This is a genomic window from Micromonospora sp. WMMD734, assembly GCF_049178975.1.
Lineage (GTDB): Bacteria > Actinomycetota > Actinomycetes > Mycobacteriales > Micromonosporaceae > Micromonospora > Micromonospora wenchangensis.
This window is the reverse complement of record NZ_JBMHMK010000001.1, coordinates 3,015,048-3,030,235: the sequence shown is the minus strand read 5'-3', so window position 1 is coordinate 3,030,235 and position 15,188 is coordinate 3,015,048. Positions and strand designations below refer to the sequence as shown.

At 70.8% G+C, this 15,188-nt stretch carries 9 protein-coding genes and 1 CRISPR repeat array; of the genes, 6 read left to right on the top strand and 3 right to left on the bottom strand.

The annotated features are described in order from the left end of the window. The first annotated feature begins 176 nt into the window (after nucleotides 1-176). From cas5c to cas2, 6 genes are read left to right on the top strand one after another with little or no spacing between them, the layout of a single operon-like run. On the top strand, nucleotides 177-866 hold the full coding sequence (gene cas5c / locus ACN267_RS12820) for a type I-C CRISPR-associated protein Cas5c (RefSeq protein WP_421490415.1): 690 nt from the start codon (nucleotides 177-179) through the stop codon (nucleotides 864-866). Further along, the gene (cas8c, locus tag ACN267_RS12815; protein WP_421488757.1) at nucleotides 866-2,692 is read left to right on the top strand and encodes a type I-C CRISPR-associated protein Cas8c/Csd1; all 1,827 of its coding nucleotides are present in this window, start codon (nucleotides 866-868) and stop codon (nucleotides 2,690-2,692) included. Before cas5c ends, cas8c begins: the two co-directional genes overlap by 1 nt. After that, nucleotides 2,689-3,579: a type I-C CRISPR-associated protein Cas7/Csd2 gene (gene cas7c, locus ACN267_RS12810; RefSeq protein ID WP_421488756.1), complete on the top strand. Its 891-nt coding sequence runs from the start codon at nucleotides 2,689-2,691 to the stop codon at nucleotides 3,577-3,579. The genes cas8c and cas7c overlap by 4 nt, the downstream gene beginning before the upstream one ends. Beyond that, nucleotides 3,576-4,226, top strand: coding sequence for a CRISPR-associated protein Cas4 (gene cas4, locus ACN267_RS12805; RefSeq protein WP_421488755.1), 651 nt, complete (start codon nucleotides 3,576-3,578; stop codon nucleotides 4,224-4,226). The genes cas7c and cas4 overlap by 4 nt, the downstream gene beginning before the upstream one ends. Further along, nucleotides 4,219-5,247: a type I-C CRISPR-associated endonuclease Cas1c gene (cas1c, locus tag ACN267_RS12800; protein ID WP_421488754.1), complete on the top strand. Its 1,029-nt coding sequence runs from the start codon at nucleotides 4,219-4,221 to the stop codon at nucleotides 5,245-5,247. The genes cas4 and cas1c overlap by 8 nt, the downstream gene beginning before the upstream one ends. Further along, nucleotides 5,232-5,540, top strand: coding sequence for a CRISPR-associated endonuclease Cas2 (cas2, locus tag ACN267_RS12795; RefSeq protein ID WP_067314634.1), 309 nt, complete (start codon nucleotides 5,232-5,234; stop codon nucleotides 5,538-5,540). The genes cas1c and cas2 overlap by 16 nt, the downstream gene beginning before the upstream one ends. A gap of 126 nt (nucleotides 5,541-5,666) precedes the next feature. Then, nucleotides 5,667-11,089: direct repeats of the CRISPR family, unit length 37 nt; unit sequence GCTGCGCCCGGCCACCGCGCCGGGCGAGGATCGCAAC. Between the two features lie 1,162 nt (nucleotides 11,090-12,251). Here the strand turns inward: cas2 and cas1 are convergent. The 3 genes from cas1 to cas6 are packed head-to-tail and all read right to left on the bottom strand — an operon-like array spanning nucleotide 12,252 to nucleotide 15,168. Further along, nucleotides 12,252-13,775, bottom strand: a complete 1,524-nt coding sequence (cas1, locus tag ACN267_RS12790) for a CRISPR-associated endonuclease Cas1 (protein WP_421488753.1) — start codon at nucleotides 13,773-13,775, stop codon at nucleotides 12,252-12,254. Next, nucleotides 13,667-14,428: a reverse transcriptase domain-containing protein gene (locus ACN267_RS12785; protein ID WP_421488752.1), complete on the bottom strand. Its 762-nt coding sequence runs from the start codon at nucleotides 14,426-14,428 to the stop codon at nucleotides 13,667-13,669. The genes cas1 and ACN267_RS12785 overlap by 109 nt, the downstream gene beginning before the upstream one ends. Continuing rightward, the gene (cas6, locus tag ACN267_RS12780; protein WP_421488751.1) at nucleotides 14,425-15,168 is read right to left on the bottom strand and encodes a CRISPR system precrRNA processing endoribonuclease RAMP protein Cas6; all 744 of its coding nucleotides are present in this window, start codon (nucleotides 15,166-15,168) and stop codon (nucleotides 14,425-14,427) included. Before cas6 ends, ACN267_RS12785 begins: the two co-directional genes overlap by 4 nt. Nucleotides 15,169-15,188 lie beyond the last annotated feature (20 nt).

Here is a 15,188-nt window from a genome sequence, read left to right as displayed (position 1 = left end):
CGGATTCTTGTCACTCCTAAGTAGAGCTTTGACGGCGTGGTGTGGCCGTTCCTGTCGTACTGGTCGTGGATCGTCGCACTCGCTGTGCGAGAGAGCCTCCGGTTCTGTGGTGTGGTCTTTCTTCGTTCACGTGTTCGACGAGCTGTCGTGGGAGGGGCTGTGTGGTGACGACGGATGTGGTCAACGGGGTGACTCTGCGCCGTAGCCCGGAGGGTGATCTTCCGGTGGTGGTGCAGGTCAGTGGTGAGGCGGCGTTGTTCTCGCGGCCGGAGTTGAAGGTGGAACGGGTCAGCTACCCGGTGATGACGCCGTCTGCTGCGGTGGGGGTGCTCGAATCGATCTTCTGGAAGCCGGAGATGCGGTACCAGGTGGTGGCGATCGAGGTGCTCAAGCCGGTGCGGCAGTTCACGATCCGGCGGAACGAAACCTCGGATGTCGCGCCGTTGTCGGAGGCGCTCAAGGGCACCCGTCGGGTCGACACCGCAGCGCATCGTGATCAACGTAATGCGGTGTGCCTGCGCGACGTCGCCTACCGCATCCATGCCCACATCGAACTGGCGGCGCATGCCGACAAGTCGGTTGCGGCGTACCGGGATCAGTTGCGTCGACGGGTTCGTAAGGGTGCCTGTTTCCAGCAGCCCTACCTCGGTACTCGCGAGTTCAGCGCGGAGTTCGGCTGGCCGGATGACACGCCCCGGGCGGACGTGAACGAGGAGATCGGCATCATGCTGCATTCCATCCACCGCGACGGTCAGTCCGCCCAGCCGCGGATGGAGTGGTTCGCCGCTCGGGTGGAGGCCGGGGTGCTGGCGGTGCCGGAGCGGGGGATCGAGTTGGCGCTTCCGGTGGAAGGCCGGGTGGCGTAGTGCTGTTGCAGCGGCTGGTGGAGTTCGCCGACACCAGCGAGGACGTCATTCCGCCGTTCTATTCCCGCAAGCCGGTGCGGTGGAGCCTGGAGATCGACGCCAACGGCGTACCCCGGGGCGGCCTGGTCGACACGGCGAACAAGGACGACCCGAACTCCCGGTTCGGTGCGTCCCGGCTGGTGCCGGCGGTGACCCGGACCGTCGGGATCTCGCCCGCGCTCGCGGTCGACACGGGGGAGTACCTCTTCGGCTGGCTGTCGGAGGGAGCCAAACCGGAACGGGTCGCCAAGCAGCACAGCGCCTTCCGCGCCCTGATCGCCGACTGGGCGGTAGCCGAGCCGGACAGTCATGGTCCGGCTATCGCCGCCTTCTACCGCGAGGGGTACGCCGACAAGGTTCTACCGCCGGCTGACTGGAGCAGGGGAGATCTGGTCGGCTTCTGGGTCGACGGGGTCTACGTGGCGGACGCTGTTGCGGCGCAGCGTTTCTGGGCCGGGGTAGCCGGCGACCGGAAGGGGTCCGGACGCACCGGGTTGTGTCTGGTCTGCGGGCGGGTGCAGCCGCTGCTCCACACGATGCCGCAGCAGATTCCTCGGCGGTGGGTGCCCGGGGCCACCCAGAGCGCGTCGCTGGTCAGCATGAATGAGGCCACCCATGGCTACGAGTTGCAGAAGTTCCTGACTCACACCCCGATCTGCGCCGATTGCGGACTGAAGTTCATGACCGCGCTGACGGCGCTGCTGTCCGATCCCCGGCACAGCACCAGCCTGTCCGGGCAGAACGCCCGGCTCGCCTGGTGGGTGCTGGGCGGGTCGACCTTCGACCCGTGGGCGACCGTCGAGCAGTTGGACCCCAGCCACATCCAGCACCTGGTCGCAGGGCCGGCGGGCGGCGTGGAAGCCTCCCTGGACGAGGTGTCGCGGTACTGCTCGGTGATTGTGGGTGGCAACGTCGCCCGCGTCGTCGTGCGGGACTGGGTCGAGCAGCCGATCTCCCGGGTCAAGGACAACATCCGGGCCTGGTTCGACGACCACCAGGTCGTGGACGGCTGGACCGGTGAGGTGGCCACCATCAGGGTGTCCCAACTCGCCCGGGTGGCGGGGCGGTTCGAGGCTGGCCGCAACGGAACACCCGGCGCCTGGACCAGGTTCGGTGCATCTGGAGAACGCCGCCCACCTGATCTGTTCCACCGGCTGCTCAGTGCCGCGCTGCTCAAGCGGCCGCTGCCGCCGAAGCTGCTCAACCACGTTATCAATCGCATCCGGATCGATGGCCGACTCGACCCTGGCCGCGCGGCGTTGATCCGGCTCGCCCTGCGCCGTCACCCGACCCTGCCCGAGCATGAACGAGAGAGGCTGACGCCGACCTTGAACGTCGCCCACCAGCAGCCGGCCTACGTGTCCGGCCGCATCTTCGCCGTCATGGACGACCTGCAACGCACCGTGTTCCGGGTCGCCGACCAGAGGTTGAACACCACCTTCGCCGAGCGCTATTTCGGCCGGGCCATCGATAACCCGCAGGTCGTCATCGTCTCTGGCCGTCGCAACGTGCAGGCCTGGCTCAAACGACTCCGTGGCCCGCTGCGCCGGCCCGGCTGGTCGGACGCCTACGAGCGGCGACTCGACGACCTGTTCGTCCAACTCGACGTGATCCCCAGCGCTGCGGTGCTGACGGACAAGGCCCAGTTCATCCTCGGCTACCACCAGCAGCGGGCCGAGATGCGGGCCGAACGACTCGCCGCCGCCGCGAACAAGAAGAAGACCGACCTGCCCCCGGAGCCCGACGACGTGGCACCGACCGCCGACGACGAAGGAGACGACGCATGAGCGCCGCGCACCTCGACCCGACCCGCCGCCACGACGCCGTCCTGCTGTTCGACGTCAGCGACGGCAACCCCAACGGCGACCCGGACGCCGGCAACCAGCCCCGCACCGACGACGAGAGCGGCCAGGGCCTGGTCACCGACGTGGCCATCAAACGCAAGATCCGCGACACCGTGTCGCTGCTGCGCGGCGACGACCCGCGCTACGGCATCTTCGTCGAAGCCGGCCACGCCCTGAACACCCGCATCGACGGCGCCTTCGCCGCCAACCCGCCCAAGATCAGCAACAAGCCGACCCCGGCGGAGAGCGCGGCGGCACAGCAGTGGCTCTGCCAGCACTACTTCGACATCCGCATGTTCGGCGCGGTGCTCAGCACCGGCAAGAGCGGCGGCGCCGGGCAGGTCCGTGGCCCGCTGCAGCTCACCTTCGCCCGCAGCATCGATGCGATCCTGCCCACCGACCACACCATCACCCGGGTCACCCAGACCCGCCAGGACGACATCGACAAGGGTGAGCGCACCGAGATCGGCTCCAAGTGGACCGTCCCGTACGGCCTCTACCGCGCCCACCTGTTCTACTCCGCACCCCGCGCCGCCAAGACCGGCGTCACCAGCGACGACCTCGCCGCCCTGTGGCAGGCCGTCACCGTCATGTTCGACCACGACCGGGCCGCCAGCCGCGGCGAGATGAAGCTCTGCGGGCTGTACGTGTTCAGCCACCCCGATGCCTTCGGAGCCGCACCCTCGGCCGCCCTCACCCAGCGGATCACCGTCAAGCGCACCAACGACGACAAGGCTGCCCGCGCCCACACCGACTACACCCGCAGCATCGACGAGTCGGGGCTGCCCGGCGGCATCGAGCTGACCAAACTGGTCGACCTCTGGCCGTGACCCACGACCACCCTGCGGACAGCGGCACCGACCTGCGGGAGGTGCCGCTGTCCGCGTTGGAGCACTACGCCTACTGCCACCGGCAGACCGCCCTCATCCACGTCGAAGGCGTCTGGACCGAAAACGTCGAAACGGTACGCGGCGACCTCAGCCACACCACCGTCGACCTACCCGGCATCCAACGCCGCCGAGGCCTCACCACCATCCGGTCACTCCCGGTATGGAGCCACACCCACGGCCTACGCGGCATCTGCGACGTCGTCGAGTTCGAGAAGAACACCGCCACACCCGTCGAATACAAGGTCGGACGCTACCAACCCGGCGGCCCCGCCGAACTGCAACTCGGCGGGCAGGCCCTCTGCCTCATCGAAGCCGGCTTCGACGTACCCACCGGATACATCTACTCCGTCGCCGAACGCCGCCGACACCCCGTCCCCATCGACCACGACCTGCTCGACCGGGTCATCGCCGCCACCACAGCCGTACGCCGACTCCTACACACCCCGACGCTGCCCGCAGCACGCAACGACCCCCGCTGCCGGCGATGCTCCCTACGCGAGGACTGCCTCCCCGAACTGACCGACGGCCAACGGCAGACCCCACCCGACCTGTTGACCCCACGACCATTGGGACAGTGGCGTGACTGAACTACTCAACACCCTCTACGTCCAAACCCCCGGCACCAGCCTGCGCCTCGACGGCGACACCGTGCGGATCTACCACCCCGACCAACCCGGACGCCACCTGCTACCCCTCGTCCGACTCGACCACCTGGTCCTGTTCAGCGGTGTCACCCCCACCGACGACCTGCTCCTGCGCTGCGCCGACGACGGCCGCTCCGTCAGCTGGCTCACCGGCAGCGGACGATTCCGCGCCGGCCTGGTCGGCCCCACCCACGGCAACCCGCTGCTGCGCCAAGCCCAACACCGCGCCGCCGACTCACCGGAACGCCAACTCCCCATCGCGGTCGCCATCGTCGCCGGCAAAATCCACAACGCGCGACAAGTGCTGCTCCGCACCGCTCGGGACACCAGCGGCCACCGACAGACCGCCCTACGCGCCACCGCCGAGCTCCTCGCCCGACGACTCGAACTCCTCACCACCGCCACCAGTACCAACGAAATCCTCGGCGTCGAAGGTATCGCCGCACGCGACTACTTCGCCGCCATGCCCTACCTCCTCGGAGACAACACCGACTGGAAAGCATCCGGCCGCAACAAACGACCACCCACCGACCCTCTGAACTGCCTGCTCTCCTTCCTCTACGGCATGCTGCGCGTCGCCGTGCAGGGTGCACTCGAACAGGTCGGACTCGACCCCTACATCGGCTTCCTCCACGCCGTCCGACCCGGCAAACCCGCCCTCGCCCTCGACCTGATGGAAGAGTTCCGCCCCCTCCTGGCAGACCGCCTCGCCCTCACCATGCTCAACCGACGCGAACTGACCCCCACCGACTTCGAAGAACTACCAAACAAGGCCTACCGACTCACCGACAACGGACGCAAAACTGTGCTGGCCGCCTGGCAACAGAGCCGACAACGCGACTGGCCGCACGCCCAACTCGGCCGCCAAGTACCCGCCGCGCTGCTCCCACTCGTGCAAGCCCGACTACTCGCCCGCCACCTCCGCGGAGACACGGCCGCCTACCAACCGTGGACGGTGAACTGAACGTGGACCTACTCGTCACCTACGACGTCGAAACGGTCACCCCACAAGGACAACGCCGACTCCGCAAAGTCGCCAAGATCTGCGAAGCGTACGGGCACCGCGTACAAAAGTCGGTCTTCGAAGTGGTCTGCCGCGACACCGACAAAGTCCGCTTCGTCGCCGCCCTCCAAGACGCCATCGACCCCACCCAAGACAGCATCCGCATCTACCACCTACCAGCCCACGCCCTCGACGACGTCGAACACCTCGGCAAACCACGACCCATCGACCCGCGCGGAGCCCTAGTGATCTAGGAACCCCCGGTGGACGCCAGAAACCCGGGAGGTTCCGAGGCAAAGAATATGGACTAGATGAACAAAACGGACTGCGAGCAAGCTGGCGAGGAATCGTCAGATGGCTATATATGCTGCTCGCGAACCGCTGCGCCCGGCCACCGCGCCGGGCGAGGATCGCAACACCTCGTCGAGTTGTTGCCGGTAGGTGCCGGAGGCGGCTGCGCCCGGCCACCGCGCCGGGCGAGGATCGCAACCGGTCCTTGATCCGGATCAACTGACCGGCCAGGCTCCGGGCTGCGCCCGGCCACCGCGCCGGGCGAGGATCGCAACCAGTCTCGGAACGACCGGCGAGGCACCCCGGCGAGGCTGCGCCCGGCCACCGCGCCGGGCGAGGATCGCAACCGCGCGGACCCTCATCACGAACTGCCAGTAAGACAGGCTGCGCCCGGCCACCGCGCCGGGCGAGGATCGCAACCGGGCCACCTGCTCATGCGGCAACTACCGCTCCCGGCGCTGCGCCCGGCCACCGCGCCGGGCGAGGATCGCAACCCCACGTTGGGGCGGCAATTACCTGTTCTGCGTTGAGGCTGCGCCCGGCCACCGCGCCGGGCGAGGATCGCAACGCCAGGGTTGCCAGGGTGAACACACAGAGCCAGTGCGCGCTGCGCCCGGCCACCGCGCCGGGCGAGGATCGCAACTCCGCTCCCCGCTCGGCCGCCAGGGTGCCCCGGACCAGCTGCGCCCGGCCACCGCGCCGGGCGAGGATCGCAACTGGTCGTACCTGGAAGTGGAGGCACAGCAGGCGGGGTAGCTGCGCCCGGCCACCGCGCCGGGCGAGGATCGCAACACGGCGTCGCACCGGTTGCACCGGCCGGGCTGGGAGCGCTGCGCCCGGCCACCGCGCCGGGCGAGGATCGCAACCACGATCAGATCCTGATCGGGCAGCAGGTCCAGGCCGGCTGCGCCCGGCCACCGCGCCGGGCGAGGATCGCAACGCTACGAGTGCGACGCCGAAAACGCGGCCGACATCGCGCTGCGCCCGGCCACCGCGCCGGGCGAGGATCGCAACCATGTCCGGGGCATCCGGCTCACCAACGCCGGCCAGAAGCTGCGCCCGGCCACCGCGCCGGGCGAGGATCGCAACGGCCGGGACATGCCCCGGAGCCCGGCCACCTCGGAGCTGCGCCCGGCCACCGCGCCGGGCGAGGATCGCAACGGCAGGGGCGGGTACGCACGGAACGGCACCCCGTGGCTGCGCCCGGCCACCGCGCCGGGCGAGGATCGCAACTCCACCGGCAACGCCCGGTTGACCGATGGAATCGCGGCTGCGCCCGGCCACCGCGCCGGGCGAGGATCGCAACTCGCGTGCCGCCTTCTCGGCCGCCTGATCTGCCAGGGCTGCGCCCGGCCACCGCGCCGGGCGAGGATCGCAACTCCACCGGCAACGCCCGGTTGACCGATGGAATCGCGGCTGCGCCCGGCCACCGCGCCGGGCGAGGATCGCAACTCGCGTGCCGCCTTCTCGGCCGCCTGATCTGCCAGGGCTGCGCCCGGCCACCGCGCCGGGCGAGGATCGCAACGCCGCCTGGTCGACGCCCGGCGTGCACCGGGGCATGGTGCTGCGCCCGGCCACCGCGCCGGGCGAGGATCGCAACGAGTCCTTCCAGCGGACGGTGACCTGGCTGTAGAGGGCTGCGCCCGGCCACCGCGCCGGGCGAGGATCGCAACACGGCGTCGCACCGGTTGCACCGGCCGGGCTGGGAGCGCTGCGCCCGGCCACCGCGCCGGGCGAGGATCGCAACATCGTCTCGCGTGGTGGGGACATCGCGCAGATGGTCGAGCTGCGCCCGGCCACCGCGCCGGGCGAGGATCGCAATGGGGTGGCGGACTACCGGCCGACGCCGGGCGGCCTGCTGCGCCCGGCCACCGCGCCGGGCGAGGATCGCAACTCCCGGCACCGGTCGATCTCTAGGCGTTGCCGTGCGGGGCTGCGCCCGGCCACCGCGCCGGGCGAGGATCGCAACTTGTGCGCCGGTCGGTACCGGTCGCCCAGGGTCCGGCTGCGCCCGGCCACCGCGCCGGGCGAGGATCGCAACTCGACGAGGCGTGCGGCATCCCCGCCCAGTTGTGGGCTGCGCCCGGCCACCGCGCCGGGCGAGGATCGCAACGGGTGTGGCCGGCGCGACGAACTCGCCCGATGACACCGCTGCGCCCGGCCACCGCGCCGGGCGAGGATCGCAACGAAGCGGGTCAGCATCCACGCCCCGACCAGGTTGATCAAGCTGCGCCCGGCCACCGCGCCGGGCGAGGATCGCAACGCGATCGTGCCAGGGCTGACGCTGTAGAGGTCGGCGCTGCGCCCGGCCACCGCGCCGGGCGAGGATCGCAACATTCGCACGATCATCGTGGCCAACACCAATGAGGGCTGCTGCGCCCGGCCACCGCGCCGGGCGAGGATCGCAACGCTCGTATGCCCGGCGATCTGACCGCACCCACCGAGCTGCGCCCGGCCACCGCGCCGGGCGAGGATCGCAACCGGCGGAGACGGTGGATCATCCGGTGACGGATCGAGCTGCGCCCGGCCACCGCGCCGGGCGAGGATCGCAACGCGATCGTGCCAGGGCTGACGCTGTAGAGGTCGGCGCTGCGCCCGGCCACCGCGCCGGGCGAGGATCGCAACACCCGGTCCGGTGGTCAGGTCGACGCGGTGTATGCGGTGCTGCGCCCGGCCACCGCGCCGGGCGAGGATCGCAACACGATCTCGGCCGGCGTCGGCCGGCACCTCCAACGCTGCGCCCGGCCACCGCGCCGGGCGAGGATCGCAACGAGAATGGCCGGAGCGGGGGCCGGCACGTCGACCAGCTGCGCCCGGCCACCGCGCCGGGCGAGGATCGCAACGGGGTGGTGCCGTGCCCGGCCTGCTGGCGGCCTCCGGCCGCTGCGCCCGGCCACCGCGCCGGGCGAGGATCGCAACCGCTTGATTCGGGTGTGCGGGCCCGGACCGCCGTGGTGGCGGCTGCGCCCGGCCACCGCGCCGGGCGAGGATCGCAACCTCGCCCAGCTCACGAACGGCGGCGGCGGCCGGTAGCTGCGCCCGGCCACCGCGCCGGGCGAGGATCGCAACCTCGCCCGGCAGGGCTGGGGCGCGGCGAGCGACGAGGCTGCGCCCGGCCACCGCGCCGGGCGAGGATCGCAACACGTGGTGGGCGAGTTCGCGTAGGGACATGCCCCGGGCTGCGCCCGGCCACCGCGCCGGGCGAGGATCGCAACGTGCACGGATGCCGGCACATGCCCGCCGGTGAAGGGCTGCGCCCGGCCACCGCGCCGGGCGAGGATCGCAACCGATGCAGCGCATCCGCCCACAACATGTCGGTAAACAGGCTGCGCCCGGCCACCGCGCCGGGCGAGGATCGCAACGCCGGTGGGGCCCTGCTGCTGATCGGTGCTGCCCAGGCTGCGCCCGGCCACCGCGCCGGGCGAGGATCGCAACAGCTCCTCCGGGATCGTGATGTTCAGCGGCTTGTCGGTGCTGCGCCCGGCCACCGCGCCGGGCGAGGATCGCAACGCCGGGCATCTCCGTGATGACGTCCGATGAGTCGTGCTGCGCCCGGCCACCGCGCCGGGCGAGGATCGCAACCCCGGTGGTCGAGGACAGCCGTAGGCTTTTCTCGTGCTGCGCCCGGCCACCGCGCCGGGCGAGGATCGCAACCGCGCTGGCCGACGGGACGCCCGATCCGACCCTGTAGCTGCGCCCGGCCACCGCGCCGGGCGAGGATCGCAACCTGGCGGTCGACGCCGCCACGGACACGGCCGGGTCCGGCTGCGCCCGGCCACCGCGCCGGGCGAGGATCGCAACCGGCACCTGGCAGTAGCGGCAGCCCAGCGGCGGAAGCTGCGCCCGGCCACCGCGCCGGGCGAGGATCGCAACCGGCACCTGGCAGTAGCGGCAGCCCAGCGGCGGAAGCTGCGCCCGGCCACCGCGCCGGGCGAGGATCGCAACCTGACGGGGTCATCCGCTTGCGGCGCCGCTCACCGAGCTGCGCCCGGCCACCGCGCCGGGCGAGGATCGCAACTGGGCTGGAGCTGGGCGTTAGGCATTAGGCGTTGGACAGCTGCGCCCGGCCACCGCGCCGGGCGAGGATCGCAACACGTCATGCCACACCTCCGGGTGATGCGACCCGGGGGCGGCTGCGCCCGGCCACCGCGCCGGGCGAGGATCGCAACACCGGCAGCATCACGCTGCCTGACCATTCGACGCAGTGCTGCGCCCGGCCACCGCGCCGGGCGAGGATCGCAACCTAGGCGTCCGGCCCGAAGCTTTTTGCAGGTCACATGGGCTGCGCCCGGCCACCGCGCCGGGCGAGGATCGCAACCGCTTGGTTCGGGTGTGCTGCGGCCCGGACCGCCACCACGCTGCGCCCGGCCACCGCGCCGGGCGAGGATCGCAACACCTCCAGGGCGCACGCGGTCCGGACGTCCCGGTTCATGCTGCGCCCGGCCACCGCGCCGGGCGAGGATCGCAACCCCGGCACCTCGTACGTGATCCACCGGCGGAAGATCATGCTGCGCCCGGCCACCGTGCCGGGCGAGGATCGCAACCCGCACAGACTGCGGTCATGCCAGTCAAGCGCCTGGCTGCGCCCGGCCACCGTGCCGGGCGAGGATCGCAACGCCTACGACATCGACGAGGGCGGCTGGGGCAAGCGCGCGCTGCGCCCGGCCACCGTGCCGGGCGAGGATCGCAACCGCGTCGCGGTAGATGAGGTGCTTATTGCTGGTGAGCTGCGCCCGGCCACCGTGCCGGGCGAGGATCGCAACCTCCCCGGTGTCGACGTCGACCAGGCGGCGGCGGCCGGCAGCTGCGCCCGGCCACCATGCCGGGCGAGGATCGCAACTTGCGGAACCAGCCCGACGGCACGTCGTCGTCGTCATCGTGCTGCGCCCGGCCACCGTGCCGGGCGAGGATCGCAACACCCTGACCGCGCAGGGGGCGAAGAGCAACGGCGCGGGCTGCGCCCGGCCACCGTGCCGGGCGAGGATCGCAACGCGACCGGCTCCGCGCCGAGCAGCCCGGTGTCGTCGTGCTGCGCCCGGCCACCGCGCCGGGCGAGGATCGCAACTTCTGCGGCGCCGGCGGCAGCTCCTCCGGCCTCGAAGGGCTGCGCCCGGCCACCGCGCCGGGCGAGGATCGCAACGCCCACGCCGAACGCCGCAGCCTGCGCGGCGCGCTCGACGGCTGCGCCCGGCCACCGCGCCGGGCGAGGATCGCAACGACTCCAGCGGGCCCCGGGTCATCAGCGTGACCGTGTGGCTGCGCCCGGCCACCGCGCCGGGCGAGGGTCGCAACGCGGCCGGCATGGGCTGGCCGTGGCCGGGCGAGGTGTGCTGCGCCCGGCCACCGCGCCGGGCGAGGATCGCAACCACCTGTGGGAGGACCCGAACGCGCCGATGTACATCCGCTGCGCCCGGCCACCGCGCCGGGCGAGGATCGCAACGCGATCAGGACACCCAGCAGGGGCACGACCAGGAGGCTGCGCCCGGCCACCGTGCCGGGCGAGGATCGCAACTCGACGCCAAGCGCACGTATTAGCGTTGGTGCCAGGCTGCGCCCGGTTACCGCGCCGGGTGAGGGACGCTGGTTGTAAACGTGCCGATGGTGCCCGACCCTGAGCGGGGCTGATGGATCATGGCAACGTGCTGTCGGCACCCCTCGGTTACCCCCCGAAAACCCACATCGGCGGGTGACAAGCAGTGACAGGGAGCGATCATTACGCGGACATGTCTGGGCAGCTCAGTGCCAATTCTCGACAGGCGGCGACAATGTTGGAGTCGCTACTTTCGGTAACCGCGGGTTCGGGGTTCGAGTCCGTGGCCGTACTAGCGAGTGAAGCCATGCTCGTGAGGCCACCTCTTGGGTTGGCGGGGCGGTTAGCCGGCTGGGGCACCTGTTGTCAGCGTAGCTACGGACGACAGTCGATCATCACGTCATCGTCTGCGCCAGGCGATGGTGGGGCCACGGTATCGATCACCCCCCGAAAGCCTCCCGTACGGGGGTGGGGCAGGGCTGCTGGGCTCGATGCTGAGTTCGCGCGGGGCGCGGTGATCTCGAAGGTCATCTCGTCCGGGTTCGGCTTGCTCTCGCCGCACGCACCGGGGGTCGGTGCCGGCATGGCCGCAACACTGCCTGTCGTTGCCGACGGCAATCTTGGCTGGCGTCGCTGGCGTCCCTCGTTGCTCTGCGTGGCAGCGGCCCAGGGCTGGGGGGATGTGGGGGCCAGCAGGGGCACCGCCGGCTCGGCCTTGGCGGACATCATCGGGCACGTGCATCTGGCCACCGCCGACTGGTCGTAGGTGGTCCTGGATGGATACGCCCTTTGGCATGACGTGGTTCAGGACGAGGTGGCGAGATCACCTTCCCTGCGGAGATGCGTCCGCTGTTTCCATACGCCCTTCGGCGTGACGTGGTTCAGGACGTGACTGGTTGGCCTCCATCACCCTGTGATGTGACGCGTTTCCATACGCCCTTCGGCGTGACGTGGTTCAGGACCCTGGCCCTTGTGCGAGGGGTGTGACCAGGTTGTTTGCCGCGCCGCTGCATACCACCTGGCGTGCGGCGGCAGTTGGACCGACGAAGGTCAATGCATTTCGTGCGTTTGTGCTGGTAGGGATGGCTGCATAGGGGGCGATGTGGAGACTTGATCGGCTACCTAGGTCCGGATCGCCTGTTGCCTAGTGCTTTTGGCGGTTTCTATGGGACTGCCCAGTAGAGGGTATCGGGTTGGACGGTGGCTTGGCCGATCGTGGTGATGCCGTTCCAGCAGGTTCCGCAGAGGGGGACGATGTGGATGGAGTCGGTGCGGGGGTTGACGAGTTGGCGGAGTTGTTCAGTGAGGTCGTGGAGGTCGTTGGCGTCGAGGGTACAGACGAAGACGCTGCGTTGGATGCGGTCGCCCCAGGTTTGGATGGTGGCGGCGGCGCGGGCGCGGGTGGTGTCGGTGGAGATGTCATGGGTGATGAGGACGGTGGGCATGGTGGATCACCGCCATGATAGGCCGGTTCACGGGGTGCCGTGGTCGATGTGGGCGGCGAGGCGTTGGGCTTGGCGGTGGAGGTGGCGGCGGAGGCTGCCGGTGAAGCCGGGGAGCGCTCCTCGGGTGGTGTGGAGCATGCGGTGTTCGTAGGCGTCGATGAGGGCGGCGCGGCCGGCTTCGGTGAGCAGGATGCCGGCGCGGCCGTCTTCGGTGCGGGCGTGTTCGGGGCGGAGTTGGTTGGCGCGGGCGAGGGTGGTGACGGCTTGGTCGACGACGAGGGGCGGAATTCCTCGATGAGGTCGAGGGCGAGGCTGGGGCGGCGGTCGGTGTCGGTGTGGAGGAGTCCGATGGCGGGGTCGAGGCCGGCGGCGGTCAGGGCGGCGACGGCTTCGCCGGTCAGCAGGGTGTAGCCGTAGGAGAGGGCGGCGTTGACGAGGTCCAGGGGTGGGCGTCGGCTTCGGCTGGTGAATCGGAGGGGTTCGGGGACGGCGAGGCTCAGCGCGGTGAAGTAGGCGCGGGCGGCGGCGCCTTCTACGCCCATGATTTCGTCTCGGGTGGCGGCGTCGGGTAGTAGGGCGAGCATGCGGCGCATCGCGTCGACGCTGGCGGCGAGGTCTTCGTGGTTGTCGCGGCGGGTGATCCGCTGGATGAGGACGATCTGTTTGCGGATCTTCGCGTCGATGGCGGCGCGGCCGAACGGGATGGCCCGGTCCGGGTCGTCGGCGCAGGCGAGTTGGGCGCGGAGTCGGGTGACCCGTCGGGTGGAGCCTGAGCTGAGTTGCCCGAGGTAGTGGCCACGGCGGGACGCGATGATGACCTCGACGTCGCTGGCCAGGGCCCAGGAGCGGGCGCCGGCGCTGAGCCCGACCGGGCCGAACAGGACGAGTCGTTCGACGTGTCCGGTGGGTACGTTGAGCAGTTCGACGTCGTCGGTGGTTTCGACGATGAGTCGGCCGGCTTCGGTGCGTACGAAGGCGCCGGGTTTGGCGACGTAGTCGGTGCGGGTGGCGGGTTCGACGATGCGGTCGTCGAGGACGGGTGGGTAGCGGGGGCCGAAGTCCTCGCCGAGGAAGCAGAACCCGTCGGTGAAGGACATCACGCTGCTGTCGGTGCTCAGGCGCATGCCGATCTCGGCGGCGGCGTGTTCCACGAGGTGGAGTCCTTCCTGTGCGTCGGTGCGGGTGGCGGCCAGGACGCAGAAGTCGTCGCCGTAGCGGACCATGGGGAATCCGGCGGCGGTGACCTGGTCGTCGATGTGTCGTAGGGCGAGGTTGGCCAGCAGGGGGACAGCGGTGCGCCTTGCGGCAGGCCCTGGGTGGGGCGTGGTCCGGTGTCGCCGCCGATGGGGCGGCGGAGTAGGAGATCGATCAGGGTGAGGACGTCGGCGTCGGTGAGCGTGGTGGACAGCAGGCGTCGTAGGCGGGGCATGTCGATTGAGGGGAAGCAGTCGTCGATGTCGGCGTGGGCGGCCCAGGCGAGGCCTTCGGCGCGGAGCCGGGCGACCTGCTGGACGGCGTCGGTGACGCCGAGGCCGGGGCGGTAGGCGTAGGCGGCGGGGCCGAGTAGCGGGTCGATGATCGGGGAGAGGGTTGCGGCGAGGGCTTTCTCCACGATGCGGTCGGTGACTGGCGGGATCGCCAGGTGCCGGGTGTCGCCGTTGTCCTTCGGGATGGTCACCGGGGCCAGTGGTTGTGGCTGGTAGGTGCCGGTGGTGAGTTGGTCGGCGAGGTCGGTGAGGCGGGCGTGCGGGTTGGTGGCGAACCGGCGGGTGCCGGTGGAGAGCGTGCCGTCGTCGTGGTCGTCGGCGAGCAGGTCCTCCCACGCGCGGGTGAGGGCGGCCAGGCTGGTCGCGGTCGTGTACAGCGGGCTGGTCATGGGCGGCCGGGTTGTCGCCAGGTCGGTTCGGGGCGGACCTGGCCGAGTCCTCGGGTGGTGTGGGCGCCGATTCCGGCGTAGGGGGCCAGGCGGATGAGCCGGTCCACGGCGGCGCGGATGTCGGGGTTGTCGCAGGTGTAGCGGATGCGGCCGACGAACCCGGAGACGGTGAGGTTGTTGATTCGAAGGATCTCGTTGGTGCCGTCGACGTCGGTCACCCAGACCGGGTCGGTAGACAGGTCGAGGACGATCTCGGGTAGGCCGGGTGGGGCGAAGCGGCGCCAGGCGGCGCGCAGGCTGCCGAGGACCGGATTGGGTGCCGGCCAGGGGGTGAAGGCGTTGCCGCGGCGGAACGTGGTGGGGGTGACGAAGCGTAGGCACCAGGCGTTCGCGCCGCTGTCGCTGTCGGCCAGGTGGGTCCATGCGGTGGTGGCGAGTTGTTCGGCGCCGAGGGTGAGGTGTGTGTGCTGGGCGCCGAGCCGGAGCCGGACCCCGGGCGCGGCCCGGGTCAGCAGCCGGTTGGTGAGGGTGTCGTCGAGCAGGATCACCTCGAACCCGGGGGCGTCGGTCTGCCGGGTGGGCGGACTGACCGTGTAGGGCTTGGCCTGCGTGTGGTGTGTGGTGTCGGTGTCGAACCAGCCGGAGACGACGGCGTGCAGGTGTTCCACGCGTACTCGGGTGGGGTCGATGCCGGGGGTGGTGATCCGCCAGCGGCTGGGCATGTCGGCGGCGGCCTCCATCCGGATCGGAGTGGTTGTCG

Coding starts and splice junctions, on each gene's coding strand:
- cas7c (WP_421488756.1), top strand. CDS start 2,689: ATGAGCGCCGCGCACCTCGACCCGACCCGCCGCCACGACGCCGTCCTG.
- cas6 (WP_421488751.1), bottom strand. CDS start 15,168: ATGGAGGCCGCCGCCGACATGCCCAGCCGCTGGCGGATCACCACCCCC.
- ACN267_RS12785 (WP_421488752.1), bottom strand. CDS start 14,428: ATGACCAGCCCGCTGTACACGACCGCGACCAGCCTGGCCGCCCTCACC.
- cas1 (WP_421488753.1), bottom strand. CDS start 13,775: ATGGTCCGCTACGGCGACGACTTCTGCGTCCTGGCCGCCACCCGCACC.